The organism is Micromonospora sp. NPDC048905, assembly GCF_040649655.1.
Lineage (GTDB): Bacteria > Actinomycetota > Actinomycetes > Mycobacteriales > Micromonosporaceae > Micromonospora.
In genome coordinates this window covers 569957-592142 of record NZ_JBEZFV010000001.1, presented here as the reverse complement: position 1 = coordinate 592142, position 22186 = coordinate 569957, and the positions used below count along the sequence as shown (strand labels likewise).

The window sequence follows — 22186 nt, the reverse complement described above, 5'->3', positions numbered from 1 at the left end:
AGGAGGATGTCTCGTGGAACAACGAATGCGACGCGCGACCCGAGGACGGGTCGCCGCGATCGCGACGGTCGGCCTGATGCTGGCCGCAGGGTTCGCCACCGGGGCGGCGCCGGTCCAGGCCGCCGACACGAATCTCATCGTCAACGGCGGGTTCGAGGACGGCCTGACCAACTGGTTCGTCAACAACGGAAACGCCAGCGACGGCGCGCAGTTGTCGGCCACCGCGGATGCCTACGCCGGTGCGAACGCCGCGCTCGTGACCGGCCGGGCGACGACCGGATCCGGGCCGATGCAGGACCTCAGCGGCAAGGTGCAGGCCGGCCAGGCCTACACCCTGACGGCCCGCATCAAGTACGAGAACGCGAGCGGACCGGCCACCAAGCAGTTCTTCGCCACCATGCACTACGGCGGTGGCACCTACACCAACCTCGTCAGCGTGACCGCGACGAAGGGTCAGTGGGCGCAGTTCAACGGGACGTTCACGATCCCGGCGACGCAGACCGTGTCGACGGCGCGGCTGTTCTTCGAGACCCCCTGGACGGCCACCCCGGCCACCGACCCGGACCTGCACCTCATGGACTTCACGCTCGACGACGTGTCGGTGGTCGGCGCCGCGCCGCCCGCGCCGGCATCGAAGACGATCGAGGTCGTCGGGAAGCTGCCCGGGGAGCACAACCCGTTGATCGGGCACAAGTTCGGCGCCGACGGCTTCGGCCTCGTGCACGACGGCCGGGTGTACATGTACATGACGAACGACACCCAGGGCTACGCCCCGAACCCGACCACGGGCGTCTCGCCGGGGATCAACTACGGCGACATCAACCAGATCACGGTGATCTCCTCGGCGGACCTGGTGAACTGGACCGACCACGGTGAGATCCAGGTCGCCGGCCCGAACGGGGTGGCCCCGTTCACCGCCAACTCGTGGGCTCCGGGCATCACCAAGAAGGTGGTGAACGGCGTGGAGAAGTTCTTCCTCTACTACGCCAACGGCGGTGGCTCCAGCAACGTGATCACGGGTGCCTCGCCACTCGGCCCGTGGACCAGCGAGCGCACGAGCACGCTGATCGACGGTCGCACCCCCGGTGCCGAGAACGTCGCGTGGAAGTTCGACCCGGCCCCGTTCGTGGACGACGACGGCCAGCCGTACCTCTACTTCGGTGGTGGCCCCGCGTCGACGAGCATGCCGCCGGCCGAGCGCTTCAACAACCCGAAGAACATCCGGGCGATCGAACTCGACGACACGATGGTCGCGACCCAGGGAACGGCCGCCGTGGTCGACGCCCCGGTCGCGTTCGAGGCGGGTCACGTCTTCAAGCGCGACGGCAAGTACTACTTCTCGTACTCGTCGCACTTCGGCGGGAACGACTTCGGTGGTAGCCAGCAGCCGCTGCCCGGCTACCCCGGTGGCGGCCAGATCGGCTACATGATCTCCGACAACCCGATGTCGTGGCCGAAGGAGACCTACGCCGGTGTGCTCTTCCCGAACCAGTCGCAGTTCTTCGGCAGCGGCACCGGCGGCAACAACCACCAGTCGGTGTTCGAGTTCGAGGGCAAGCACTACTTCACCTACCACGCGCCGACGTTGAACAAGCGCATCAACGGCAACACGACCCAGGGGTACCGCAGCCCGCACATCCAGGAGTTGGCCTTCAACCCGGACGGCACGATCCAGCAGGTCGTCGGCACCTACGCCGGGGTGAACCAGGTCCGCGACTTCGACCCGTACCGCGTCTTCGAGGCCGAGACCTTCGGCTGGAGCAAGGGTGTCGCGACCACAAAGGTCGACGGCAGCTCCGCCCAGTTCGGCGGCGCGGCACCGAACCTGGTGGTCCGCGACATCGACAACGGCGACTGGACCGCGCTGTCGTCGGTGGACTTCGGCGACAACGGCGCGCAGAGCGTGACGGCGAAGGTGCGGGCGCTCGCCGCCGGCGGGCAGATCCAGGTCCGCCTGGACACCGCGACCGGTCCCGTTGTCGGCACGGTCGCGGTCGACACGCCGGTCGGCCAGTGGGCCGAGGTGACCGCCCAGCTTGCCGGCGTCAGCGGCGTGCACGACGTCTACTTCACCTACACCGGCCCGGCGGGCGCCGACCTCTTCGAGATCGACACCTGGGCCTTCCAGGCGGCCACCCTCGAACTGCCCGTCACGGCCACCGCGTCGGCGCGGTGCGTGGGCGGCAAGGTCCACGTGGCCGTGCAGGCCCGCAACGACCATGACGCGCCAGTGGCGATCGCTCTCGAGACCCCGTACGGCGAGCGCTCGTTCGCGGCCGTCGCGCCGGGTGCGAACGCGTACCAGTCGTTCAGCACGCGTGCCGTCTCGGTGCCCGCGGGTTCGGCGACGGTCCGGGTGACCGGGACGGTGGGTGGACAGGACGTGACGACGGTCCGCACCGTGCAACATCCCGCCGGCACCTGCGGCGGATAACCCTTGATGGCTGAGAACGGAGACCACATGAACACAGACAAACGGCGGCAGTTGCTCGCGGCCGGTGCCGTCGGCGCGGTGCTGGTCGGGGCAGCGGTGCTGCCGTCGCCCGCGCTGGCCGAGCCGGACGACGACGCCAGCGTGCGGGTCACTGTCGACATCGACGAGATCAGGGAGCCGGGTGTCCTCGCCCTGTCCGTCGCCGGTGACGCCGTCGCGCTGTCCGAGGACGGCTCGACCCTGCTGGTGCGCCAGTTCGTCGGTACGCTGCCGACGGTGACGGTCACCGACACCCGCGTCGCCGACGAGGTTCCCGACGGTGCCAGCTGGGCGGTGCTCGGCAGCGCGACCGACTTCGCGGGCAACTCCGGCCAGGCGCCGATCACCGCCGACCACCTCGGCTGGAAGCCCCGGCTGCTCGACGGCGGGGAGACCGGCCTGGTCACCGAGGGCGAGGAGGTGGTGACCGCGCTGGACGAGGCGACTCAGCCGGGCAACAACGTCGGCCTCGTCGACCAGGAACTGCTGGTCTCGGCCTTCGACTCCGAGGCCGTGGCCAACGACTCGTACTCCGTCAACGCCGACCTGTACCTGCGTACCCCGGCGGAGGTCGCCGCCGGCGCCTACAGCTCGACGCTCACGCTCTCCCTGTTCGAGTAGTGCTGTGGCGGGGGTCCGCACCGGGCCCCCGCCACACCCCCTGCCGAAGGGCTCATCGTCATGACCGTTCCCCCGCTGCGCCGGGTGCTCACCGTTCTCGCCGTCGTGACCCTCGCGGTGACGGCCGCGCCGGCCGTGGCGGCGGCGGAGCCAGACCCGAAGGCGCTGACCTGGACGGTCCAGCCGGCCACCCCGAGCGGCCCCGACCAACGCCGGTGGATCAATGCCAGCCTCGACCCGGGGCAGGTCGTGACCGAGCATCTGGCGGTCCGCAACTTCAGCAAGAACGCGGTCGCCTTCTCGCTGAAGGCCGCCGACGGCTACCTCACCGACAAGGGTCGCTTCAACATGCTCTCGTCGGACCGCCCCTCGGTCGACGGTGGCACCTGGATCGACGTGCAGGAGAAGGTCACCGTCGGCCCTGGCGAGACGAGGGTGGTGCCGTTCACGATCACGGTGCCCAAGGGTGCCGCGCCGGGGGATCATCCGGCCGGCATCGCGGCGACCGTCACCAGCACCGGTGGCACGGTCAACGTCGAGAGCCGAGTGGGTTTCCGGGTCATGGTCCGGGTCAACGGGACCGTCCAGGCGACCCTGCCCGTTCAGGGCCTCACCGCGAGGTACACGCCGTCGTGGAATCCCTTCGCCGGTGGCACGCTTCGGGTCCGCTACACCGTCGGCAACGACGGCAACGTCTGGGTCAGCGGAACGAGCCGGGTGGCGGTGTCCGACCTCTTCGGCCGGACCAGCCACGACGCCACAGGCGCGGTCGAGGAGCTGCTTCCGGGCGGCAGCCGGGAGATGGCGACCCGCGCCGACGGCGTCTGGGCACTGGGACGTCTCCGCACGACAGTCACCACGTCACCGACCCTGCTCGGCGACGGGCAGGCCGCCGGTGCCGACCTCCGACCGGTCTCGGCCACCGTCACCACCTGGGTCGTCCCGTGGGCGCAGCTCGCGCTGCTGGGCCTCCTCGCCGCACTGCTCGTCGGCCTGCGGGCGGCGGTCCGTCACCGCCGACGTCGGCTGGCGGGGCTGCTCGCCCGCGCCCGCCAGGAGGGTCGGCAGGAGGGTCAGGAGTCGGTGCTCGTCGGAGGCGGTCCCGCCGACGGTGCGCCCGACGCGGGCGACGCCCGCCGGTAACCCGCCACCGGACCGCCCGCCCGCGAGCGCCAGGCGGCCGGCGACGTGTCCATGAGGGAGCCTGCGCCGCGTACCTCGGCGGTTGGTCAGCGCTGCTTGGTCTCCCAGAAGATTTTCGAGATCTCCTCGGTCTTCCCGAGCAGCACGCGCGGTGGCCGCCGGGCCGATGGTCACCGCTGGTTTCTGATGAGAGCCAGGAGGGCAGCGTGCGTCCGCTCGTCGGCGGCGACGACGAGACCCTTTCCGGCGGGGTGAACCGGCCTGCCGTCGATCCCGGTGACCACACAACCCGCCGCCTGACCGAGGGCGATTCCGGCCGCGAAGTGGACGCTGTCGCACAGGTGCTCACCATCCGTCACGTAGCCCGCGCGGCGACCGGCAGCCACCCAGGCAACGGCCAGCGTGGTGGAGACGACGCGGGGGCGGAACTGTTCGATGAACCCCTCGTCGCCGAGCATCCGAGCGGCGAGGAAGACGTGCCGGTTGGGAAACGGCGGGTCGAGATTGACGTCGACAAGGCGGGACTCCGCCGACGGGGTGAGTGGCTCGTCGACGCCACCACGGCGGGTATACGCGGCGATGCCGTCGGTCCAGAACACCTCGTTGGTGAACGGGTCCGCCGAGGCGGCCACACGGACCCGTGCCCCTGCCCGCAGCGCGACGTTGACCGAGGTCAGCATGGTCCGCACGGCATAGTTCAGCGTTCCGCACAACGGGTCGACCAACCACGTGCGCCCGTTCTCGCCGGTGCCGGTGCGCCCGCTCTCCTCCGCCAGCACGCCGTCATGCGGACGTCCGGCGCGCAGGACGTCGAGGATGGCCTTCTCGGCCTCGACGTCCGCCGTGGTGGCGAAGTCGTCCGCGGTCTTCATGAGTCGGGCCAGCGATGATCCGTACTGCGCGCGGACGACCGCGGCTCCGGCTTCCGCCGCCGCGATCGCCAGCGCGTGATCGGTGATCGACATACCCGAACCATAGGTGGGCGACGGTCAGGACACCGCCGCCCGCACCAGCTCGCCGACCCTCTTCTCCACCGCGGGGCTCCACTTCTGCAGCGCGTACGCCACCGGCCACAGGTCGCCGTCGTCGAGGTTGGCCGCGTCCTGGAACCCCAGGGTCGAGTACCGGTAGTTGAACTTGCCGGAGTCCTGGAAGAAGACGACGATCTTTCCGGCGGCGTCCGCGTACGCGGGCATCCCGTACCAGGTCTTCGGCGACAACTCGGGCGCGGCAGCGGTCACCGCCACGTGGACGCGCTCGGCGAGCGCACGATCGTCCGGCTCCATCTGCGCGATCCGGTCGAGGAGCGCCTGCAGCCCGTCGGCCTTCTTGGCGCCCTTCTTGCCCTCGGCGCGCAACTCGGCGGCGCGCTCCTGCATCGCGGCCCGCTCCTCGGCGCTGAAACCGTCGGACCTGGTCGTGGTGGTCTTCGCGGACATGCGGGGGCTCCCTCTCCTCGTTCCGGGTTCGGCGTGCTGCCGGTGACCTGGGAAAAGGCTAGACCGGGTGACACCGGCCGGGCTTCTCGATTCCTGATCGGTCAGGCCGAGGCGCGGGCAGCGGCAATGGTCCGTCCACGCTCGGACTCCGGAAAGCGGTCGAGCATGGTACGAACCTCGTCGGCGCTCACGTTGGCGCCGAACAGCTCGCTGCCTGGTTCGAGTCGTACGCCCTCGGCCAGGGCGCCGGCGACCACCGGATCGAAGCCCAGCGCGTCCACCAGGGTCGCGACCGCGGCGAGGTCACTGGCGTCGTCGCCGGCGATCGCGATGGCCTTCCGGTCCGGCGATCCGGTCGCCCGCGCCCCGTCCTCGAGATCGTGGTAGCCCATGTGGTTGAACGCCTTCACCACCCGGGACCCGGACAGGTAGGCCCGGACGATCTCGCTCGACGAGGTACGCGCGTCGGTGAGGTCGTCCCGGATGCCGTCGATCTCCCACCAGTAGTTCATCGCGTCGACGACGAGCTTTCCGCGCAGCGCCTCGGCGGGAACACTGCGGTACCTACCCAGCGGCAGGGCCAGGATCACGATGTCGGCGGCGGCCACCGCGTCGGCCGCCGTGGTGGCCGCCGCCCCCGGAGCGAGCACCTCGACGGTGAGGGCGATCTTCGCCGGATCGCCGGAGCCGGCGACCAGCACGCGGTAGCCGGCGGCGACGGCGAGCCGGGCGAGCACCGTGCCCACCTTGCCGGCCCCGAGCACACCAAGGGTCTGGGGCCGGTCGTTGTCGAACATGTCGTCCTCTCGGTTCATGTGGTGATCAGGCCAGCAGCTCGCGGACCATGGGGATCACCCGGGAGCCGTACAGTTCCACGGCGCGCATCCGGGCGCTCACCGGTTGCGCTCCAGCGGAGTAGATGAGGTCGAACCGGCCGACTCCGAGGCTGCGGATCGCGCGCGCCATCCGGCGGGCCACCGTCTCGGGTGAGCCGATGTAGAGCGAGCCGTTCTCCACCTCGGAGTCGAACTCCTGGCGGCGGATCGGTGGCCAGCCCCGCAGTTTGCCGATCCGGTCTCGCATGATCCGGTAGTGCGGCCAGTAGATTTCCTTCGCCTCCTCGTCGGTGTCGGCGATGAAGCCGGGCGAGTGCATGCCGACCGGGTGTGCGGTCGTACCGAGTTGCTCGGCCGCCCTGCGGTAGAGGTCCAGGTACGGCGCGAAACGCTCGGGGGCGCCGCCGATGATGGCGAGCATGAGTGGGAGCCCGTACTGGGCGGTGCGGACGACCGACTGCGGTGAGCCACCCACGCCGACCCAGGTGCTCAGGTGTCCCGACTCGGTCTTGGGAAAGACGTCGGCGTTCTCCAACGGGGCACGCAGGGTGCCGCTCCAGGTGACCGGCTTCTCGTCCAACAACTTGACGAACAGCTCGATCTTCTCCTCGAACAGCGTGTCGTAGTCGCGCAGGTCGTAGCCGAACAGGGGGAACGACTCGGTGAACGAGCCGCGACCGAGGATGACCTCGGCCCGGCCGTGCGACAGCGCGTCCACCGTGGCGAACCGCTGGAACACCCGGACCGGGTCGTCCGAGCTCAGCACGGTCACCCCGGAGGCCAACCGGATCCGGGACGTACGGGTGGCGATGCCCGCCAGCACCGTCTCCGGCGTCGACACCGAGTACTCCGGCCGGTGGTGCTCGCCCAGCGCGATGACGTCGACGCCGAGCTGGTCGGCGAGCACCGCCTCGTCGACCACCTGACGGATCGCCGCGGCGTGGGAGACGAGCTTGCCGGAGTCGTCCTCCGGTACGTCGCCGAACGTGTCGAGGCCGAACAAGAGGTCAGACATGGGTGGGCTCCTTCGCCAGCAGCTCCCGGACCCGCGGCGCGACCTCACTGCCCAGCAGTTGGATGGTGCGCGCGCGTGCCTCGCGGGGCAGGTGCATGATGTCGTACTTCAGGTCGAAGCGGTTCAGTCGCAGGTCGCGGGCGACCGTGGCGATCTTCTGCGCCACCGTCTCGGGTGACCCGACGAAGAGCGCTCCGTGGTCGATTTCGGCCTCGTAGCGTGCGCGGTCCGGTTTGTAGAAGCCGCGTTCCGCGGCGAGCGCCGCCGCGACCGGCTGCCAGTATCGCCACCACGTCTCCACCGCCTCCTCGTCGGTGTCTGCGACAAGGCCGAGTGAGTGCTGCCCGATTGGCTGCGGGGTATGCCCGAACTGGTCGAGCGCTTTGGTGTAGAGGTCGACGTGGCCGGCGAACCGTTGGGGTCGTCCACCGATGATCGCCATCATGAGCGGGAGACCGTGCCGGGCGGCGCGGACCACCGAGTTCGGGCTGCCCCCGACGCCGATCCACGTCGGGATCCCACCGGGCCGCATCCGTGGGTGCAGGCGCTGTTCGGTCAGGGAGCTTCGCACGGTTCCGGACCAGGTGACCGTCTCGTCGCGCCGGAGCCGCAGGAAGAGGTCGAGCTTCTCCTCGAACAACCGCTCGTAGTCGGCCAGGTCGTAGCCGAACAGCGGGAACGACTCGGTCGCCGACGCGCGTCCGAGGACCAACTGGGCGCGGCCGTTCGACACGGCGTCGAGGGTGGAGAACTCGTGGTAGAGGCGGACCGGGTCGTTCGTGCTGAGCACGGTCACCGAGGTGCCGAGGCGGATCCGCTCGGTCGCCGTCGCGGCCGCCGCGAGCAACACGGGTGTCGCCGAGTCGTTGTGGCCCTCCCGGTAGTGCTCACCGAGGCTGAACACGTCGAGTCCGACCGACTCGGCGAGTCGTGCCTCGTCCACGAGGAGTCGTACGGTCTCGGCGTCGCTCAGCACCCGGTCGCCGTCGGTGGCCACCTCCCCGAACGAGTTGAGCCCCAGTTCGAATCCGGTAGCTGTCATGGTGTCCTCCTCGGTGCTTCCGCCGGCGACCCGCGGGAGCGGACCTACCGGTTGACGTGTCAATGATGCTAACTTGGCGATTGACACGTCAATTCCCGGGAGAATGAGATGACGGAGACCACACCTGCCCGGCGGGGAGGGCGCCAACTGCCGACGGCCGAGGAGCTGCGGATCTGGCGGAACTTCATCGAGACGACGGCGGCGCTGAGTGGCCGGCTGGAGTCCCGCCTCCAGGGCGACTCCTCCCTCTCCACCGGGGACTACGCCGTCCTGCTCGCTCTCAGCGAGGCGCCGGACCAGGCGATGCGCTCGTCCGCGCTCGCGGCGCACATCGGCTGGGAGCGCAGCCGGCTCTCCCACCACCTGGGGCGGATGGAGCGGCGTGGCCTCATCCGCCGCCAGGAGTGCCCGACCGTCCCCCGGGGGGCGGAGGTGCTGCTCACCGCGGCCGGAGCCGAGGCGTTCAGCACCGCGACATTTCCCCACCTGCGCGCCATCCGAGAGCTCTTCGTCGACGCCCTCACGCCCGAGCAGATCCTCGCGGCGGGCGAGATCGCGGCAGCGCTGCGAGCGCGCCTCGACGAACAGCACGAGGATTGAGGGAATCGAGCACCGCGGAGAGGAGTACGCATGCTCAGGGGCCTGCTGATCAGTGAGAGCCTGCGAACCGGCGCGGAGCTGACCGTACCGTTGCGGGTGGAGAAGATCTGGCGGGTCGACACCGCCAGCGCCACCGCCGCGCAGCCCGCCACCTGGACGTTGATCGAGTTCACCGCGCCGGACGCGGAGGTGGAGCGGCTCGCCGCCGCGCTCGCCGACTGCCTGTCACCGACGGGCGGCTGGTACGCCGATTTCCGGACCGACGCGGAAAGGTTCGTCGTCTTTGCCGGCAAGGCATTCCGGTATCCGCTGGGCGATCCGGCCGGCGAGGCTCACGCCAAGGCGTACGGCAGGTCGGTCGGCGTGCCCGAGCCCCAGCTCGACTGGGGAGACTGAGCCCGGGTGCCCGCCGGTTCGGGCGATCGTCCGTAGGCGAACGGAGGGCTAGGCTTCGGCGTATGTCAGGGGCGCGATGGCGTGACCGGACGGCGAACGTCGCCCTGGTGCTCGCCGTCGGTCTGGTCGCCCTCGTCGGTCTGGTGGTGCAGTCGCGCGGCATCGACACCACCGCCGAGTGGACGGCGCTGCTGGTGGTGCTCGCCTCCTCCGCCGGGCTGTCCGTCCGCCGCCGCCATCCGGTGCCGGTGGGTGTGGTGGCGTTGGTCGCCGTCGGCGCGTACGGGGCGTTGCTGCACAAGCCCGGCCCGATCATGTTGGTCTTCGTCGTGGCGCTCTACACGGTTGTCGACGAGGGACATCTCTGGATCGCCATCGGTCTCGGTCTCGCCTCGGTGATCGCCTTCGCCGCCGCGGACAGCGACAACCGATCCCCGGACACCATGAACGGGGCAACGCTGCTGCACGCCGGTTGGCTCGTCGCGGTCATCGTCGGCGTGACCCGCAACCGCCGCGCCTACCTCGCCGAGGCGCAGGCCCACGCGATCGTCGTCGAACAGCGGATGGAGGAGGAGGCCCGGCGGCGGGCCACCGAGGAGCGGCTGCGCATCGCCCGCGAGGTGCACGATGTCCTCGGCCACCACCTCTCGCTGATCAATGTGCAGGCCAGTGCGGCGTTGCACCGGCCGGACCCGGTCCGCTCCGAGCAGGCGCTCACCGCGATCAAACAGACGAGCAAGGAGACGTTGCGGGAGCTGCGGACGACGCTCGGCGTGCTGCGGCGCGAGGGCGAGGCGCCGACCGTGCCCAGCGCCGGCCTCGGTCGCCTCTACGATCTGGTCCGGACGGCCGGACGGCCCGAACTGACGATCAGCACCGAACTCGCCGAGACCAGGTCGTTGCCCCCGGAGGTCGACCTGGCGGTGTACCGGATCGTCCAGGAGGCACTCACCAACGTGGCCCGGCACGCGGACGCCACCGCCGCGGTGGTCCGGGTACGGGCCGACCGCGACGACGTGCTGGTGGAGGTGGAGGACGACGGCACCACCACACCCGGCGCGCCGGGCAGCGGGATCATCGGCATGCGCGAGCGAGTGAGCGCGCTCGGCGGCTCACTGACCACGGGTACGCGCCCGGACGGTGGCTTCCGGGTCCGCGCCCGCCTGCCGCTGCGGCCCGGCTCGACGACGGCGGGGGAGTCGGCGTGATCCGACTGCTGCTCGCCGACGACCAGACCCTGGTCCGCGCCGGCTTCCGCTCCATCCTGGACGGTGAGGATGGCATCGAGGTGGTCGGCGAGGCCGCCGATGGCGCCGAGGCGGTGCGCCTCACCGCGCAGCTTCGTCCGAAGGTCGTCCTCATGGACATCCGGATGCCCGTACTGGACGGCCTCGCCGCGACCCGACAGATCATCGCGACCTGCGCGGCCCGGGTGATCATCCTGACCACGTTCGACCTGGACGACTACGTCTACGGGGCGCTCCGGGCCGGCGCGAGCGGCTTCCTGGTCAAGGACACCGAGCCGGCGGAGCTGATCCACGGGGTGCGGGTGGTCGCCCGTGGCGACGCGCTGATCGCGCCGTCGATCACCCGTCGGTTGATCGCCGAGTTCAGTGCACGGGCCACGCATCCGGACCCCGGGCCGCGACTGAGTGTGCTCACCACCCGCGAGCGCGAGGTGCTCGTACTTGTCGCCGCGGGCCTGTCGAACGACGAGATCGCCGCGCGGTTGGTGCTGAGCCCGGCCACCGCCAAGACCCATGTCAGCCGGATCATGACCAAGACGCAGGTCCGGGACCGCGCCCAACTGGTGATCCTCGCCTACGAGTCCGGCCTGACCGTTCCCGGTTGGCTCACCCGCTCCTGACCGTGATCAGGCGGCCAGCCGGGCGCTCCGGGCCAGGGCCAGTCCACCGAGGACGACGCCGACCAGTCCGATCGCCAGGGCCACGAACGCGCCGCCGCGCCCGTTACCCGTACCGATGCCGCTGTCGGAGGTGGCGACCACCACCCCGCCGAGCACCATGCCGGCCAGTCCCAAGGTCAGGGCCAGGACGGCTCCGAGTCGCGCCGAGCTGGAGCCGACGCGGCGGGCGGGGCGGGCCAGGGCCAGCCCGCCGACGACGACACCGACCAACCCCAGCAGGACGCCGACGCTCGCACCGGCTCGCCCGGAGCTCATGGCGAGAGCGGTGGCCGCGGCCGGCTGGGCCGAGGCGTGGACGACCAGCTCGGTCCCGGCGGGCGGGGCGGCCACGGCGGCGACGAGCAGATGACGGACGGACATCAGGGGTTCCCTTCGACGGTGTGACAGCTACCGGTGGCAGCGTAGGTAGCGCAGCGTGCACCGGTCGTCAGGCCGGAGTTGCCAAAAGACCCACAACCCGGGAGGTACGCGTCCGCGGCGGCATACCGCCGCAGTCGTCTCCCGGGGTCTCCGACGTACCACCGCCACCACCGCTCTGTCGGCAACCGGACAGGTGCCCGATCGACGAACGGCACCCGTAACCCGCGTGCGGAGAGCGGCAAAGATGGCTCTGACCTGCGGATCTGTCGGATCCCGGCAGTGGCCTTCCGGCCCCGCGGGTGGTACGACTGGTGCGTCGCTTGGCCGGACGGTGCGGCGGCAGGAGGAGGTCTTGCCTTGCGTATCGCACCTAGCACGTCCCCGCAGCGACCCCGGTCCTTGTCACGGGCCGTGGACGGGCTCGATGCCGTGTCACCGCCGGCGATGACACCGTGGTGACGAGCCCGGAGGCCAGCGAGGAGAAGGAGGCCGCCTACAACCGTGGTGTCGACGCGGGCCGGATCGAACAGCGTCTACAGGGGCACGACGAGCACCTGCGGCACATCAACGGCTCGATCGACTCGATGACCCAGGCGTTGCAGAGTCTCACCGAGGAGCTTCGTTCCAACGCCGCCCTGTTCAGTGCTGGCGCGACCGCGGCTCTCCGGGACACCAAGGAGCGGGACAGGATCGCGGAGGTCCGGGTGGAGGAGGCGGGCATCGTCGAGTCCCAGCGGACGGTCCGGTGGACGGCCTGGCAACGCGGGTTCGCCGTCATCGGCGCGATCATCCTGATGGTCAACTTCGGCCTCGGCCTGTACCTGGCCTTCAACCGCTGACGCGACCCGTCGTGGCCAGCAGGAACGCCTGATCATCCCGCTCGGTGCCGCGCGCCCGCCGCACCAGGCGGCACTCCTCCCGCAGGCCGGCAGCCTCGATCTCGGCGGCGACCTGGTCCACCGTGTAACGGTGTCGCTCCAGACGGATCTCGTGACCGAAGCGGCGGCGGTAGGGCCCGGACAGGTCACGCGTACCTTCACCGGCCTGGAAGCCGACGAGCAGGTGACCCGAGGGTCGGAGCACCCGGGCCGCTTCCGCGAAGACGCGTGCCTGCCCGGCAGGGGGCGTGTGGATGGTGGAGTACCAGAGCAGGACACCGGCGAACCGGCCGTCCGGGTAGGGGAGAGCGGTCAACGAGCCCACGGTGACCATCAGGCCAGGGTGGTCCCGGCGTGCCCGGACGATCATGCCCGGCGACAGGTCGACCCCGTACACCAGGCACCCACGGTTGGTGAGGTACCTGCTCATCCGGCCCGGACCGCAGCCGGCGTCGAGGACCCGGGTGTCACCGCCCGACGTCACCGCCGCGGCGAACGCGTCGACCATGGCGAGGTCGAGTGGGGACTCGGCGCGGGTGTCCGGCAGAAAGGTGGCGTAGTCCTCGGCGACGATGTCGTAGGCCCGTCGCACGCCGTGCAGGTCGAGCGGATCGGCGGGTGCGGAGCCCATGGTGGGGCTACCGCTGCCAGGTGTCGATGGTCCGGACAGCGTCGCGGACGACCCGGTCCAGAATGGTGGGATTGCCGCTGGAACCCTCCCACCCCTGGTCGTTGAACACCGTCACCACCGTGTCGACGCGGGCCACCGCGATCTGGCTGGACTCGGTGCCGCCGGTGTGTTCTCCGTTGAGGCTGGTCGCGGGCCAGGTCAGGTTCAGCAGCAGCGCTTCGTCACCGACGCCGGGCAGAGCCTCACTCTTGGCGGTCGCTCGGCTCCCGTCGTGCTGGAAGGAGGGACACGCCTCCAAGGCGGTGCGCAGACGCCCCATGTAGTCCGTGGCGCCGGTGCCGTCGAACGTGAAGATGGTCTGGTGGATCATCCCCTGGGGCGTGTTGCCGGCATTGTCGTCGGCCTTCTTGTAGGTGACTGTCATCGCGGCGCTCGCCGTCACCTGACGGCCTCCGGTGCCGAACTCGTTTCCGCAGAGCTTCGGCAGAGCCTCCTCGACGGGCACCGTCCGGCGTGGAGACTTCCGCAGCTCGGTCGGCAGCTCGACGAACGCCGACGTCGGGATGGTCGTCGGGCCGCTGGCGCTCGACGAGGGCTGGCCCGTCGGATCCACGGCCGCCGCAGCGGAGGTCGGCGCCGCACCCGACGGGGTCGAGGCGGGCGGGTCTTCGGTGGTGGTGCAGGCCGTGGCAAGTGCGATGGTGCCCAGCAGCGGGATCAGCGCAAGCACGCGTCGCGTACGGGCCGGCGGTAGCGGTGTGTGTCGGCTCATGATCACCTTTCGTCGATGTCGGAGCAGTTCCCGGTGGCGTACCGTCCCAAACGACTGTTCGCCGCGCCGGACGCTCGCCCCAGCGGTGGTAATCGGGATGTCGACACATTCGCCGGCCCGCTAAGCTGCCCGCATGACCAGCGTGATCGCCAAGTGCACCGGAGCGTCGTGTGACGTCCAGGTCGGTGCTCGGCGACGCCGGCGATCCGTCGCCCGCCCGCGCTGACCTGTTTTCTGCGACCGGCGGATCGAGCCGCCGGTCGTGCGCTGGTCGTCCTCGATCCGCCCGCATCTCCTGTCGTCTGAGGCCCGCCTGGCAGCGCGGGTCCGAGTGAGATCGGCGTACTCATGGATCTTGAAAGGTTGTTGGCCGACCGGCTGGCACCGGCGTTCGCGGCGGTGGCCGGCGGACCGGTCGACCCGCTCGTGCGGCGCTCCCCGCGAGCGGATTTCCAATCCGACGCGGCGCTGGCTTTGGGTCGGCGGCTCGGCCGTCCGCCGCGCGACATCGCGGCCGAGGTGCTGGCAGACGCGGTCCTCGACGACGTCTGCGTGTCGGCGGAGGTCTCCGGGCCGGGGTTTCTCAACCTCACCGTCGCCGACGCGGCCCTTGCCGACCTGGTCTCCGGGCTGGCCGGCGACGCCCGGCTCGGCGTGCCGGTGACGGCGGCCCCGCAGACCGTGGTGGTCGACTACTCGGCGCCGAACGTGGCGAAGGAGATGCACGTCGGGCATCTCCGCTCCACAGTCATCGGCGACGCGGCGGTACGGCTGCTGGACTGGCTGGGGCACCGGGTGGTGCGGGTCAACCACCTGGGTGACTGGGGGACACCGTTCGGCATGCTGATCGAGCACCTGGTCGACCTCGGCGAGGCCGGGGCGGCGCACGAGTTGTCGATGGGCGACCTGGACGGCTTCTATCGGGAGGCGCGGGCGAAGTTCGACTCCGACGAGACGTTCCGGGAACGCTCGCGGCTGCGGGTGGTCGCCTTGCAGGGCGGCGACGAGCAGACGCTGCGGTGGTGGCGGCTGCTGGTGGCGCAGTCCGAGCGGTACTTCCTGACCGTCTACGACCTGCTCGACGTGACGTTGTCCGAGGACGACTTTCGGGGCGAGAGCGCCTACAACGATCTGCTGGCGGGGGTCGTCGACGACCTGGACCGGTTGGGCGTGCTGGTGCCCAGCGGCGGGGCCGACTGCGTCTTCCCGCCCGGCTTCAGTGGCCGGGACGGCGAGCCGACTCCGCTCATCGTGCGCAAGAGCGACGGGGGGTACGGCTATCCGGCGACCGATCTGGCCGCGCTACGGCAGCGTGTCGGCGAACTGGGCGCAACCCGCTTGCTGTACGTCGTCGGGCTGCCGCAGCGGCAGCACTTCGCGATGGTGTTCGCGGTCGCCCGGGCGGCCGGGTGGCTGTGCCCGCCGGCGCGGGCCGAGCATCTGGGCTTCGGGTCGATCCTCGGCGGCGACGGGCGGATGCTGCGCAGCCGGGCTGGTGAGTCGGTGAAGCTGGTCGGGCTGCTGGAGGAGGCGGTCACCCGGGCCACGGACCTGGCCCGGCGCAGGAACCCGGAGCTGGATGCCGAAGCCGCAGCCGAGATCGGTCGCGCGGTGGGGATCGGCGCGGTGAAGTACGCCGACCTGTCCACCGATCGAACCAAGGACTACGTCCTGGACTGGGAGCGGATGCTCGCCCTGGAGGGCAACACCGCGCCGTACCTCCAGTACGTGTACGCCCGGATCCGGTCGATGTTCCGGCGCGCCGGGACGACGGCCCGGCCGGACGCGCCGATCGCGCTCACGTCGCCGGCGGAGCGGGCGCTCGCGATCGAGCTGCTCGGCTTCGCCGCGGTGGTCGGCGAGGTGGAGCGAAGCCTCGAGTTCCACCACCTCGCCGGTTACCTGCACCGGCTTGCCACCGCGTTCAACGCGTTCTACGAGCGCTGCCCGGTGCTGCGGGCCCCGGACGAGCTGCGGGAGAGCCGGCTGCTGCTGGCCGAGCTGACGGCCCGGACGCTGCGGCAGGGGCTGCACCTGCTCGGCGTCCGAACCCCGGAGCGGATGTGAGGGGTCAGCGGGTCTTCTTCGTGGCCCGCTTCCGGGGCGGCGTCAACAGGTCGGCGATCTGTGCGATCGCGGCGGGCACCAGGCGGTAGTAGGCCCACACCCCCCGCTTGTCGCGTTCGAGTAGGCCGGCCTCGGTGAGGATCCGCAGGTGATGACTCACGGTCGGCTGGGACAGGTTGAGCGCCCCGGTGAGGTCACTGACGGACGCCTCACCTTCGGGCGCGGACTGGATCAGGCTGAGCAGACGCAGTCGCGCCGGATCGGCGAAGGCCTTCAGCACCCCCGCGAGTCGTTCGGCATCGGCCCGCTTGATTGGATCGCCGGTGAGCGGCGAGATCGCAGGCATGGCAGTTTTCGCAGTTCCCACGCCCACTATGGTTACACCAACACCATCAATAAGCAGGTAGAACCGGCATCAATACTCCAATGGCGTCCGTACGGCCACTCGAGGCGGCTGAACGTGAGTCGAACGTCGACGACCGTGGTGACGTATCGGCCGTGTGGGGCTCCGCCGTGCCCCACACGGCCCTACGCCGACGGACCTGCCGTCGAGTGAGCCGCGACCCGAGGGTCAGCGGCGTGGCCGGGGTGTGCTGCGCGGCTGGACGTACGGCGGTCCCGCGAGGATCAGGTCCGACTTCAGCTCCTGGTACGCCCGCTTGGGCTGGTAGTTCTCGTCGTAGATCGTGGCCAGGCCCTCCGGCGGGTCGTCGAACCAGTCCGGCACCCAGGAGTGCCTGTCACTGAAACCCCACACCGTGTACGACAGGCAGCTCCGGACGGCGAGGCACGCCTTCATCAGCACGCTGAAGTTCGCCGCCGAGGCCTGCAACCGGGGGTTGATCTCCTCCGCGTTGCCGGCCTGGACACCCGCCGTCATCTGGCTGCGGACGTCGACCTCGGTGAACGCGGTGGCGACGCCGAGCCCACTGAACTTCTTCAGCGCGGCGGTCACCTGGAGGGTGTCGAAGTTGCCGTACTGGGTGCCGAGGTGACCCTGGGATCCGACGCCGTCGATCGGCACGCCCTGTGCGCGTAGGCCCCTGGTCATCTCGTAGACGAACTGGGTCTTGTCGTCCGCCGGGTTGCCGGAGCCGAACGCCTCGATGTTGTAGTCGTTGTAGAACAGCAGGGCCTTGGGATCGGCCGCCCGCGCCCAGCGGAACGCGTCGGCGATGTAGCCGGGCCCGAGGTTCTCCGCCCAGAAGCCCTTGTAGTGCAGGGTCGACGGGGTGTCCCAGGGGTCGCTGACCGCCTCGTTGACCACGTCCCACTGCCAGATCTTGCCCTTGTACCGGTTGGCGACCGTGGTGATGTGCTTGCGCAGCAGCTCACGCAGCTCCTGCTTGTTGATGGAGCCGTCGGCGACACCGCTGGTCAGCCAGGCGGGTAGTTGGTTGTGCCAGACGAGCACGTGGCCGCGGACGCTCTGCCGGTTGCGCTTGGCGAAATCGATGAGCTGGTCGGCCGCGGCCCAGTCGTAGGTGCCGCGGGTGGGCTCCAGGACCTCCCACTTCATCACGTTCTCGGCGGTGACGGAGGTGAACTCCGAGGAGGCCAGCGCGCGGTACTGCGGGTCACCGGCGTCGTTGAGGGCATCCATGTTGACCGCGGTGCCGACCTGGAGGCCGTGGCGCAGGCCGAGGGCGCCGAGGCTCTGCGCCGTGGGGTCGTACGGCCGACCGGCGGTGGCGGGCACCGTGTTCAGCGCCGCAACGGTGAGGACGGCAACCACGCCGACGGTGGTCCACTGTCTCAGCTTCATGTGCCTTCCTTTCCAGACCTTGATCGACAACTGTCGATCAACAAGGTGCGGGTCCGGTGTTGGCGGATGGGAGCGGGGTTGGTGGTCGAGCGCCCTGGCTCGGGGCCGGAGGGCCGGTGGTGCCGGCCGGTGACCGGAAACCTGCTCGAAACGTTAAGGCCGTCAATGTCCGGGCGTCAACGCTGAAAACTTCCGGAAATTCGTCATATGACCTGCGGGGGCTCGCCGGAGATGCTCGCGAAACTTCCGGGGACCGGCGGCAAGTCGCGGCCACGCTGCCGAGATCGCCGACCGGGTGGCCGACGATCTCGGGCGTCGCTACGAGAGTTGACCTGGGCGGGTCAGCGCAGGCCGGCGAAGAGGTCGTCCTCGGGGATCGGCGCGTCGGTGCGGTCGCGCACCCGAACGAAGGTCTCCACCCCCATCAGCTCCGTGAACCGCTCCCGGCCCAGTTGCAGGAAGAAGATGTTCTCGGTCTGGCTGGCGTGGGTGGCCAGGGCGTCGAACTTCTGCGCCCCGAAGCTGCTCGTGTCCACCCAGGTGCTGATCTCGTCGTCGGGCAGGCCGAGCTGCGGCATCGGCTCCGCCTCCGCCTCCGGGTCCGGTGCGTCCCACTCGACGCCGAGCTCCTGCATGATCTGGCCGAACTGCTCGAACGCGGTGCGCGGCACCGTGGTCCAGTACACCTTCGCCGGGGTGTCCGTCTGCTCCACGGCGGCCATGGTGATCCGGTGCGCCTGGATGTGGTCCGGGTGGCCGTAGAAGCCGTTCTCGTCGTACGTGACGATCACGTCCGGCTGGTACTGCCGGATCAGCTCGGCGAGTCGGTCCGCCGCCTCTGCCACCGGCGTCGTCCAGAACGCGCCGGGCTGGTCGTTCGTCGGCCAGCCCATCATCCCGGAGTCGGCGTAACCGAGGGTTTCCAGGTGGCTGACCTTCAACACCGCGCAGCTGGCTTCCAACTCGGCCTGGCGCATCGCCACGACAGCGGCGGGGTCGTGCTTCGGGTCACCCGGCTTGACCCCACCCGGGCCGTCACCGCACCGCCCGTCGGTGCAGGTCACCAGGACCGTCGTGATCCCCTCCGCAGCGTAGCGGGCAAGGACGCCACCGGTGCTCGTCGCCTCGTCGTCGGGGTGGGCGTGCACCGCCATCAAGGTCAGAGGTCGCTCAGCCATGCCATCACCCTACGGTCGTGTCCCCACCCGGAGTCGCGCAGGGCGACGCTGTGTGCATCCTAGCCAGCCCGGATCGGGCCGGGGTCGATCACCGGCAAACCCTGATCGACCACCCGGCGGGTCCCTAGATTGAGGCGTGGTCAGCACGTCCGAGGGTGAGAACGCGAGGAGAGGTCCGGCATGGGGGCATCGTTCGGTGACGTGCGACAGGTCGACGCCGGGGTCCTGACCATCGGGTACGTCGACGCTGGGCCGTCCGACGGTCCGGCGGTGATCCTGCTGCACGGCTGGCCGTACGACATCCACAGCTTCGCCGACGTCGTGCCGCTGCTCACCGACGCCGGCTACCGGGTCGTCGTGCCGTACCTGCGGGGCTACGGCACGACCCGGTTCCTCTCCGACGACACCATGCGCAACGGCGAACCGGCAGCCATGGGGCTCGACCTCATCGCCCTCATGGACGCCCTGAAGATCGACAGCGCGAAGCTGGCCGGGTTCGACTGGGGTGCGCGTACGGCAGACGTCGTGGCCGCGCTGTGGCCCGAGCGCTGCCGGGGGCTGGTCTCGGTGAGCGGCTACCTGATCGACGGCCAGGCATCGGGAAAGGTGCCGCTGCCCCCGAAGGCGGAACTGGCCTGGTGGTACCAGTACTACTTCGCCACCGAACGCGGCCGGGACGGTTACGACCGGAACCGGCGCGACTTCGCCAGGCTGATCTGGCACACCGCGTCCCCGAAGTGGTCGTTCGACGACGCGACATTCGACCGCAGCGCGGCCGCGTTCGACAACCCCGACCACGTGGACATCGTGATCCACAACTACCGGTGGCGGCTGGCCCTCGCCCCCGGCGAGTCGCAGTACGACGAGGTGGAGAAGCGACTGGCCGCGAAACCGAAGATCATGGTGCCCAGCATCTCGCTGGAGGGGGATGCCAACGGCGCGCCGCACCTGGAACCCGCCGTCTACGGCAAGCAGTTCGCCGGGCAGTACGAACACCGGACCGTGGGCGGCGGCGTGGGGCACAACCTGCCCCAGGAGGCGCCCCAGGCGTTCGCCGACGCGGTCCGGGACGTCTGACCGGGCCGCTACCCTCGGCGGCCCGATCGCTGGGGCTCCGGACGTTCCACCCGCACCGGGTCGCCGCGCACCAGGGTGTCGTGCACCCGCCACCGGGCGGTGGTGACGGCACTGCGGGCCGCCTCGTCGTCCTGCTCGACGCGTTGCCGCAGCAGTCGCAGGGCGATCCGGCGGTTGAGGCTGAACTGCCGTTCCTCGTCCACCACGACGACCAGGCCCGACGGGCGGTGCGTCGCGCGGACCGCCGTGCTGGCCTTGTTGCGGTGCTGACCACCCGGACCGCCGGTACGGCAACCGACGATGTCGACGTCCGCCTCGGCGAACGGCGTCGGCGCCGCGTCGGGTGAGGGCGGCTGCGCGGTGACGTACCAGTTCTTGCGGCCCGTGCTCGCCCGGTACGGACTCGGGGCCTGCCAGCACAGCGTCCCGGTCCACGAGGCCGCGAACGCCTCGGCGTCCGCGCCGGTGATCCGGATGAGCGCCGAGCGGTAGGTGCCGGTCCGATCGCCGGCTGTCACCTGAACCTGTTCGATCGTCAGACCTCGGCGGGTGCCAGCTCCGGTCAGCCGATGCAGGAGCTGGGCCAGCGCCCAGGCGCACTCACTCGGGCCACGGCCGGCGGACAGCAGCAGGAGCACGCTCACGACCGGCCCCGTCCGTCGCGGTGACCCCGCCGCTGAGTGCGGGAGGCGGACCCGAGATCGGGCGTCTTGTAGGTGACCAGGGGAGTCGTGCTGACCACCGGGGTGGCCAACCGGTGCTCGGCGAGATCGGCGATCACCTGCTCGATGCGCTTGTACGCCGTGGGCGCCTCCTCGAACAGCAGCTGGCGGTCGCCGCACACCACGAGCGAGCCCACGGGCGTGCGACGTAGTTCCTCGACCGTGTGCTTGGCCCGGCCCCGTCGCAGGGCGTCGGCGCGCGACATCTTGCGACCGGCGCCGTGCGCCACCGAATAGTTGGCCTCCGGCCCGGCGTGGGCGGCCACCAGATAGGAGGCTGTGCCCCGGGTGCCGGCCACGAGGACGTCGCGGCCGTCGCCCGGCGCCGCGCCCTTGCGGTGCAGGTAGACCCCGTCGGAGACCTCGACCAGGTTGTGGCACTGATCGACGATCGGCGGGGTGGGTTCGGCCCCCAACGCGTACGCGACCCGGGCCGCCAGCACCCGCCGGTTGAGCGATCCCCAGCGCACGGCGTCGTCGTGCCTCGTCAGGTAGGCGGCGGGATCGGGAGCGGCCCCGGCGCCGTGCACCTCGGTGTGCGCCCGCAGAATCCGTTCACCGAGACCACGGGAACCACTGTGCACGATCAGCACGAGATCACCGGCGTCGAGCCCGAGCCGACTCGCGTGGTTCGCGTCGAGGACGGTGTCGACGCGCGCCAACTCCACGAAGTGGTTGCCACGGCCAACCGTCCCGAGACCGTCCAGGTGACCGGCCGGAACGTCACCCTGGACGACCGCCCAGGCCGGGTCGTCGGCGTCCTGATCCGGGTCCAACGCGCGGTCGAGGTCGGGGAACCGGGCGGCGAGGCGCTCCGGCACGGCACGCTTGAGCTTGATGGGGAACACGGCGATGCCGCAGCCGATGTCGGAGCCAACCAGGAACGGGTAGAGCACCCTCGACGCCATGGCCGCACCGATGGGTGCGCCCTTGCCGGGGTGCAGATCCGGCATCGCCGCGACGTGGATCATGCCGTCGAGGGCGGCAACCTGCTGGCACTGGTCGAGCGCGGCGGACTCGATCCAGCTCGCGGGCGAGGCGAACACCGTGACGGTGGCCGGGGTGGACGGGGGCAGGGACTCCCGAGGGGAGTGGTGCTGCAACAAGGAGACTCACTTCGTACGCAGACGCGGGAACGGACGACAGCACGGCCCTCCGGGAGGTGTCACCGGGGGCGAATGCGCGGGGTGGTTCCGTCAGTACGTCATGGACGTCACTCTCGGGCAGCCCGTCCCGTACGGCAA

Annotated in this window: 23 protein-coding genes; 10 read left to right on the top strand and 13 right to left on the bottom strand. The window is 70.4% G+C overall.

Features of this window, described 5'->3' with window-relative positions:
• Nucleotides 1-13 precede the first annotated feature (13 nt).
• From AB0C01_RS02635 to AB0C01_RS02625, 3 genes are read left to right on the top strand one after another with little or no spacing between them, the layout of a single operon-like run.
• A complete protein-coding gene (locus tag AB0C01_RS02635; protein ID WP_357570038.1) occupies nucleotides 14-2434 on the top strand; it encodes a family 43 glycosylhydrolase in 2421 nt (806 codons plus the stop codon).
• A gap of 27 nt (nucleotides 2435-2461) precedes the next feature.
• Nucleotides 2462-3094 carry a hypothetical protein gene (locus AB0C01_RS02630; RefSeq protein ID WP_357570037.1) on the top strand — a complete coding sequence of 211 codons (633 nt, stop codon included), beginning with the start codon at nucleotides 2462-2464 and terminating at the stop codon, nucleotides 3092-3094.
• A gap of 60 nt (nucleotides 3095-3154) precedes the next feature.
• Nucleotides 3155-4237: a hypothetical protein gene (locus tag AB0C01_RS02625; RefSeq protein WP_357570036.1), complete on the top strand. Its 1083-nt coding sequence runs from the start codon at nucleotides 3155-3157 to the stop codon at nucleotides 4235-4237.
• A gap of 170 nt (nucleotides 4238-4407) precedes the next feature.
• Here AB0C01_RS02625 and AB0C01_RS02620 read toward each other — a convergent pair whose 3' ends face one another.
• The 5 genes from AB0C01_RS02620 to AB0C01_RS02600 form a co-directional block, all read right to left on the bottom strand.
• Nucleotides 4408-5202 carry an inositol monophosphatase family protein gene (locus AB0C01_RS02620; RefSeq protein ID WP_357570035.1) on the bottom strand — a complete coding sequence of 265 codons (795 nt, stop codon included), beginning with the start codon at nucleotides 5200-5202 and terminating at the stop codon, nucleotides 4408-4410.
• 24 nt (nucleotides 5203-5226) lie between these two features.
• A complete protein-coding gene (locus AB0C01_RS02615) occupies nucleotides 5227-5676 on the bottom strand; it encodes a hypothetical protein (protein WP_357570034.1) in 450 nt (149 codons plus the stop codon).
• A gap of 101 nt (nucleotides 5677-5777) precedes the next feature.
• Entirely contained in the window at nucleotides 5778-6491 is a 714-nt protein-coding gene (locus tag AB0C01_RS02610) for an NAD(P)-binding domain-containing protein (RefSeq protein WP_357254326.1), read from the bottom strand.
• Between the two features lie 7 nt (nucleotides 6492-6498).
• Nucleotides 6499-7527: an LLM class flavin-dependent oxidoreductase gene (locus AB0C01_RS02605; RefSeq protein ID WP_357254324.1), complete on the bottom strand. Its 1029-nt coding sequence runs from the start codon at nucleotides 7525-7527 to the stop codon at nucleotides 6499-6501.
• On the bottom strand, nucleotides 7520-8569 hold the full coding sequence (locus tag AB0C01_RS02600) for an LLM class flavin-dependent oxidoreductase (protein WP_357570033.1): 1050 nt from the start codon (nucleotides 8567-8569) through the stop codon (nucleotides 7520-7522). The genes AB0C01_RS02605 and AB0C01_RS02600 overlap by 8 nt, the downstream gene beginning before the upstream one ends.
• A 108-nt stretch (nucleotides 8570-8677) precedes the next feature.
• Between AB0C01_RS02600 and AB0C01_RS02595 the strand changes: the two genes are divergently transcribed.
• The 4 genes from AB0C01_RS02595 (at nucleotide 8678) to AB0C01_RS02580 (ending at nucleotide 11432) form a co-directional block, all read left to right on the top strand.
• A complete protein-coding gene (locus AB0C01_RS02595) occupies nucleotides 8678-9169 on the top strand; it encodes a MarR family transcriptional regulator (RefSeq protein WP_357570032.1) in 492 nt (163 codons plus the stop codon).
• Between the two features lie 30 nt (nucleotides 9170-9199).
• A complete protein-coding gene (locus AB0C01_RS02590) occupies nucleotides 9200-9565 on the top strand; it encodes a hypothetical protein (protein ID WP_357254318.1) in 366 nt (121 codons plus the stop codon).
• A gap of 62 nt (nucleotides 9566-9627) precedes the next feature.
• A complete protein-coding gene (locus AB0C01_RS02585) occupies nucleotides 9628-10773 on the top strand; it encodes a sensor histidine kinase (RefSeq protein WP_357570031.1) in 1146 nt (381 codons plus the stop codon).
• Entirely contained in the window at nucleotides 10770-11432 is a 663-nt protein-coding gene (locus AB0C01_RS02580) for a response regulator transcription factor (protein WP_357570030.1), read from the top strand. The genes AB0C01_RS02585 and AB0C01_RS02580 overlap by 4 nt, the downstream gene beginning before the upstream one ends.
• 6 nt (nucleotides 11433-11438) lie before the next feature.
• On the opposite strand, the gene AB0C01_RS02575 is transcribed toward AB0C01_RS02580, so the two are convergent.
• Complete coding sequence (locus tag AB0C01_RS02575; protein WP_357254312.1) at nucleotides 11439-11852, bottom strand: DUF6223 family protein; 414 nt, start codon at nucleotides 11850-11852, stop codon at nucleotides 11439-11441.
• A 455-nt stretch (nucleotides 11853-12307) separates the two neighbouring features.
• Between AB0C01_RS02575 and AB0C01_RS02570 the strand changes: the two genes are divergently transcribed.
• Nucleotides 12308-12691 carry a hypothetical protein gene (locus AB0C01_RS02570; protein WP_357254310.1) on the top strand — a complete coding sequence of 128 codons (384 nt, stop codon included), beginning with the start codon at nucleotides 12308-12310 and terminating at the stop codon, nucleotides 12689-12691.
• Here the strand turns inward: AB0C01_RS02570 and AB0C01_RS02565 are convergent.
• Nucleotides 12681-13361: a class I SAM-dependent methyltransferase gene (locus tag AB0C01_RS02565; protein ID WP_357570029.1), complete on the bottom strand. Its 681-nt coding sequence runs from the start codon at nucleotides 13359-13361 to the stop codon at nucleotides 12681-12683. The two genes, AB0C01_RS02570 and AB0C01_RS02565, sit on opposite strands and share 11 nt — an antisense overlap.
• Nucleotides 13362-13368: 7 nt before the next feature.
• On the bottom strand, nucleotides 13369-14133 hold the full coding sequence (locus AB0C01_RS02560) for a hypothetical protein (RefSeq protein ID WP_357570028.1): 765 nt from the start codon (nucleotides 14131-14133) through the stop codon (nucleotides 13369-13371).
• A gap of 348 nt (nucleotides 14134-14481) precedes the next feature.
• Between AB0C01_RS02560 and argS the strand changes: the two genes are divergently transcribed.
• On the top strand, nucleotides 14482-16200 hold the full coding sequence (gene argS / locus AB0C01_RS02555) for an arginine--tRNA ligase (RefSeq protein WP_357570027.1): 1719 nt from the start codon (nucleotides 14482-14484) through the stop codon (nucleotides 16198-16200).
• 4 nt (nucleotides 16201-16204) lie between these two features.
• Here argS and AB0C01_RS02550 read toward each other — a convergent pair whose 3' ends face one another.
• The 3 genes from AB0C01_RS02550 to AB0C01_RS02540 form a co-directional block, all read right to left on the bottom strand.
• Nucleotides 16205-16546, bottom strand: a complete 342-nt coding sequence (locus tag AB0C01_RS02550) for a metalloregulator ArsR/SmtB family transcription factor (protein ID WP_208641223.1) — start codon at nucleotides 16544-16546, stop codon at nucleotides 16205-16207.
• Nucleotides 16547-16771: 225 nt separating this feature from the next.
• Nucleotides 16772-17965: an endo-1,4-beta-xylanase gene (locus AB0C01_RS02545; RefSeq protein WP_357570026.1), complete on the bottom strand. Its 1194-nt coding sequence runs from the start codon at nucleotides 17963-17965 to the stop codon at nucleotides 16772-16774.
• A gap of 341 nt (nucleotides 17966-18306) precedes the next feature.
• Nucleotides 18307-19143 carry a PIG-L family deacetylase gene (locus AB0C01_RS02540; RefSeq protein ID WP_357254301.1) on the bottom strand — a complete coding sequence of 279 codons (837 nt, stop codon included), beginning with the start codon at nucleotides 19141-19143 and terminating at the stop codon, nucleotides 18307-18309.
• A gap of 180 nt (nucleotides 19144-19323) precedes the next feature.
• Between AB0C01_RS02540 and AB0C01_RS02535 the strand changes: the two genes are divergently transcribed.
• Complete coding sequence (locus AB0C01_RS02535; protein ID WP_357254299.1) at nucleotides 19324-20220, top strand: alpha/beta hydrolase; 897 nt, start codon at nucleotides 19324-19326, stop codon at nucleotides 20218-20220.
• An 8-nt stretch (nucleotides 20221-20228) separates the two neighbouring features.
• Here AB0C01_RS02535 and prfH read toward each other — a convergent pair whose 3' ends face one another.
• Nucleotides 20229-20864, bottom strand: coding sequence for a peptide chain release factor H (gene prfH / locus AB0C01_RS02530; protein WP_357254297.1), 636 nt, complete (start codon nucleotides 20862-20864; stop codon nucleotides 20229-20231).
• On the bottom strand, nucleotides 20861-22048 hold the full coding sequence (locus tag AB0C01_RS02525; protein ID WP_357254295.1) for an RNA ligase RtcB family protein: 1188 nt from the start codon (nucleotides 22046-22048) through the stop codon (nucleotides 20861-20863). The genes prfH and AB0C01_RS02525 overlap by 4 nt, the downstream gene beginning before the upstream one ends.
• Between the last annotated feature and the right edge of the window lie 138 nt (nucleotides 22049-22186).

Excerpts from the sequence above, each read along its gene's own strand:
- AB0C01_RS02630 (WP_357570037.1), top strand. The coding sequence starts at position 2,462 with ATGAACACAGACAAACGGCGGCAGTTGCTCGCGGCCGGTGCCGTCGGC.
- AB0C01_RS02625 (WP_357570036.1), top strand. The coding sequence starts at position 3,155 with ATGACCGTTCCCCCGCTGCGCCGGGTGCTCACCGTTCTCGCCGTCGTG.
- AB0C01_RS02620 (WP_357570035.1), bottom strand. The coding sequence starts at position 5,202 with ATGTCGATCACCGATCACGCGCTGGCGATCGCGGCGGCGGAAGCCGGA.
- AB0C01_RS02615 (WP_357570034.1), bottom strand. The coding sequence starts at position 5,676 with ATGTCCGCGAAGACCACCACGACCAGGTCCGACGGTTTCAGCGCCGAG.
- AB0C01_RS02610 (WP_357254326.1), bottom strand. The coding sequence starts at position 6,491 with ATGAACCGAGAGGACGACATGTTCGACAACGACCGGCCCCAGACCCTT.
- AB0C01_RS02605 (WP_357254324.1), bottom strand. The coding sequence starts at position 7,527 with ATGTCTGACCTCTTGTTCGGCCTCGACACGTTCGGCGACGTACCGGAG.
- AB0C01_RS02600 (WP_357570033.1), bottom strand. The coding sequence starts at position 8,569 with ATGACAGCTACCGGATTCGAACTGGGGCTCAACTCGTTCGGGGAGGTG.
- AB0C01_RS02595 (WP_357570032.1), top strand. The coding sequence starts at position 8,678 with ATGACGGAGACCACACCTGCCCGGCGGGGAGGGCGCCAACTGCCGACG.
- AB0C01_RS02590 (WP_357254318.1), top strand. The coding sequence starts at position 9,200 with ATGCTCAGGGGCCTGCTGATCAGTGAGAGCCTGCGAACCGGCGCGGAG.
- AB0C01_RS02585 (WP_357570031.1), top strand. The coding sequence starts at position 9,628 with ATGTCAGGGGCGCGATGGCGTGACCGGACGGCGAACGTCGCCCTGGTG.
- AB0C01_RS02575 (WP_357254312.1), bottom strand. The coding sequence starts at position 11,852 with ATGTCCGTCCGTCATCTGCTCGTCGCCGCCGTGGCCGCCCCGCCCGCC.
- AB0C01_RS02565 (WP_357570029.1), bottom strand. The coding sequence starts at position 13,361 with ATGGGCTCCGCACCCGCCGATCCGCTCGACCTGCACGGCGTGCGACGG.
- AB0C01_RS02560 (WP_357570028.1), bottom strand. The coding sequence starts at position 14,133 with ATGAGCCGACACACACCGCTACCGCCGGCCCGTACGCGACGCGTGCTT.
- argS (WP_357570027.1), top strand. The coding sequence starts at position 14,482 with ATGGATCTTGAAAGGTTGTTGGCCGACCGGCTGGCACCGGCGTTCGCG.
- AB0C01_RS02550 (WP_208641223.1), bottom strand. The coding sequence starts at position 16,546 with ATGCCTGCGATCTCGCCGCTCACCGGCGATCCAATCAAGCGGGCCGAT.
- AB0C01_RS02545 (WP_357570026.1), bottom strand. The coding sequence starts at position 17,965 with ATGAAGCTGAGACAGTGGACCACCGTCGGCGTGGTTGCCGTCCTCACC.
- AB0C01_RS02540 (WP_357254301.1), bottom strand. The coding sequence starts at position 19,143 with ATGGCTGAGCGACCTCTGACCTTGATGGCGGTGCACGCCCACCCCGAC.
- AB0C01_RS02535 (WP_357254299.1), top strand. The coding sequence starts at position 19,324 with ATGGGGGCATCGTTCGGTGACGTGCGACAGGTCGACGCCGGGGTCCTG.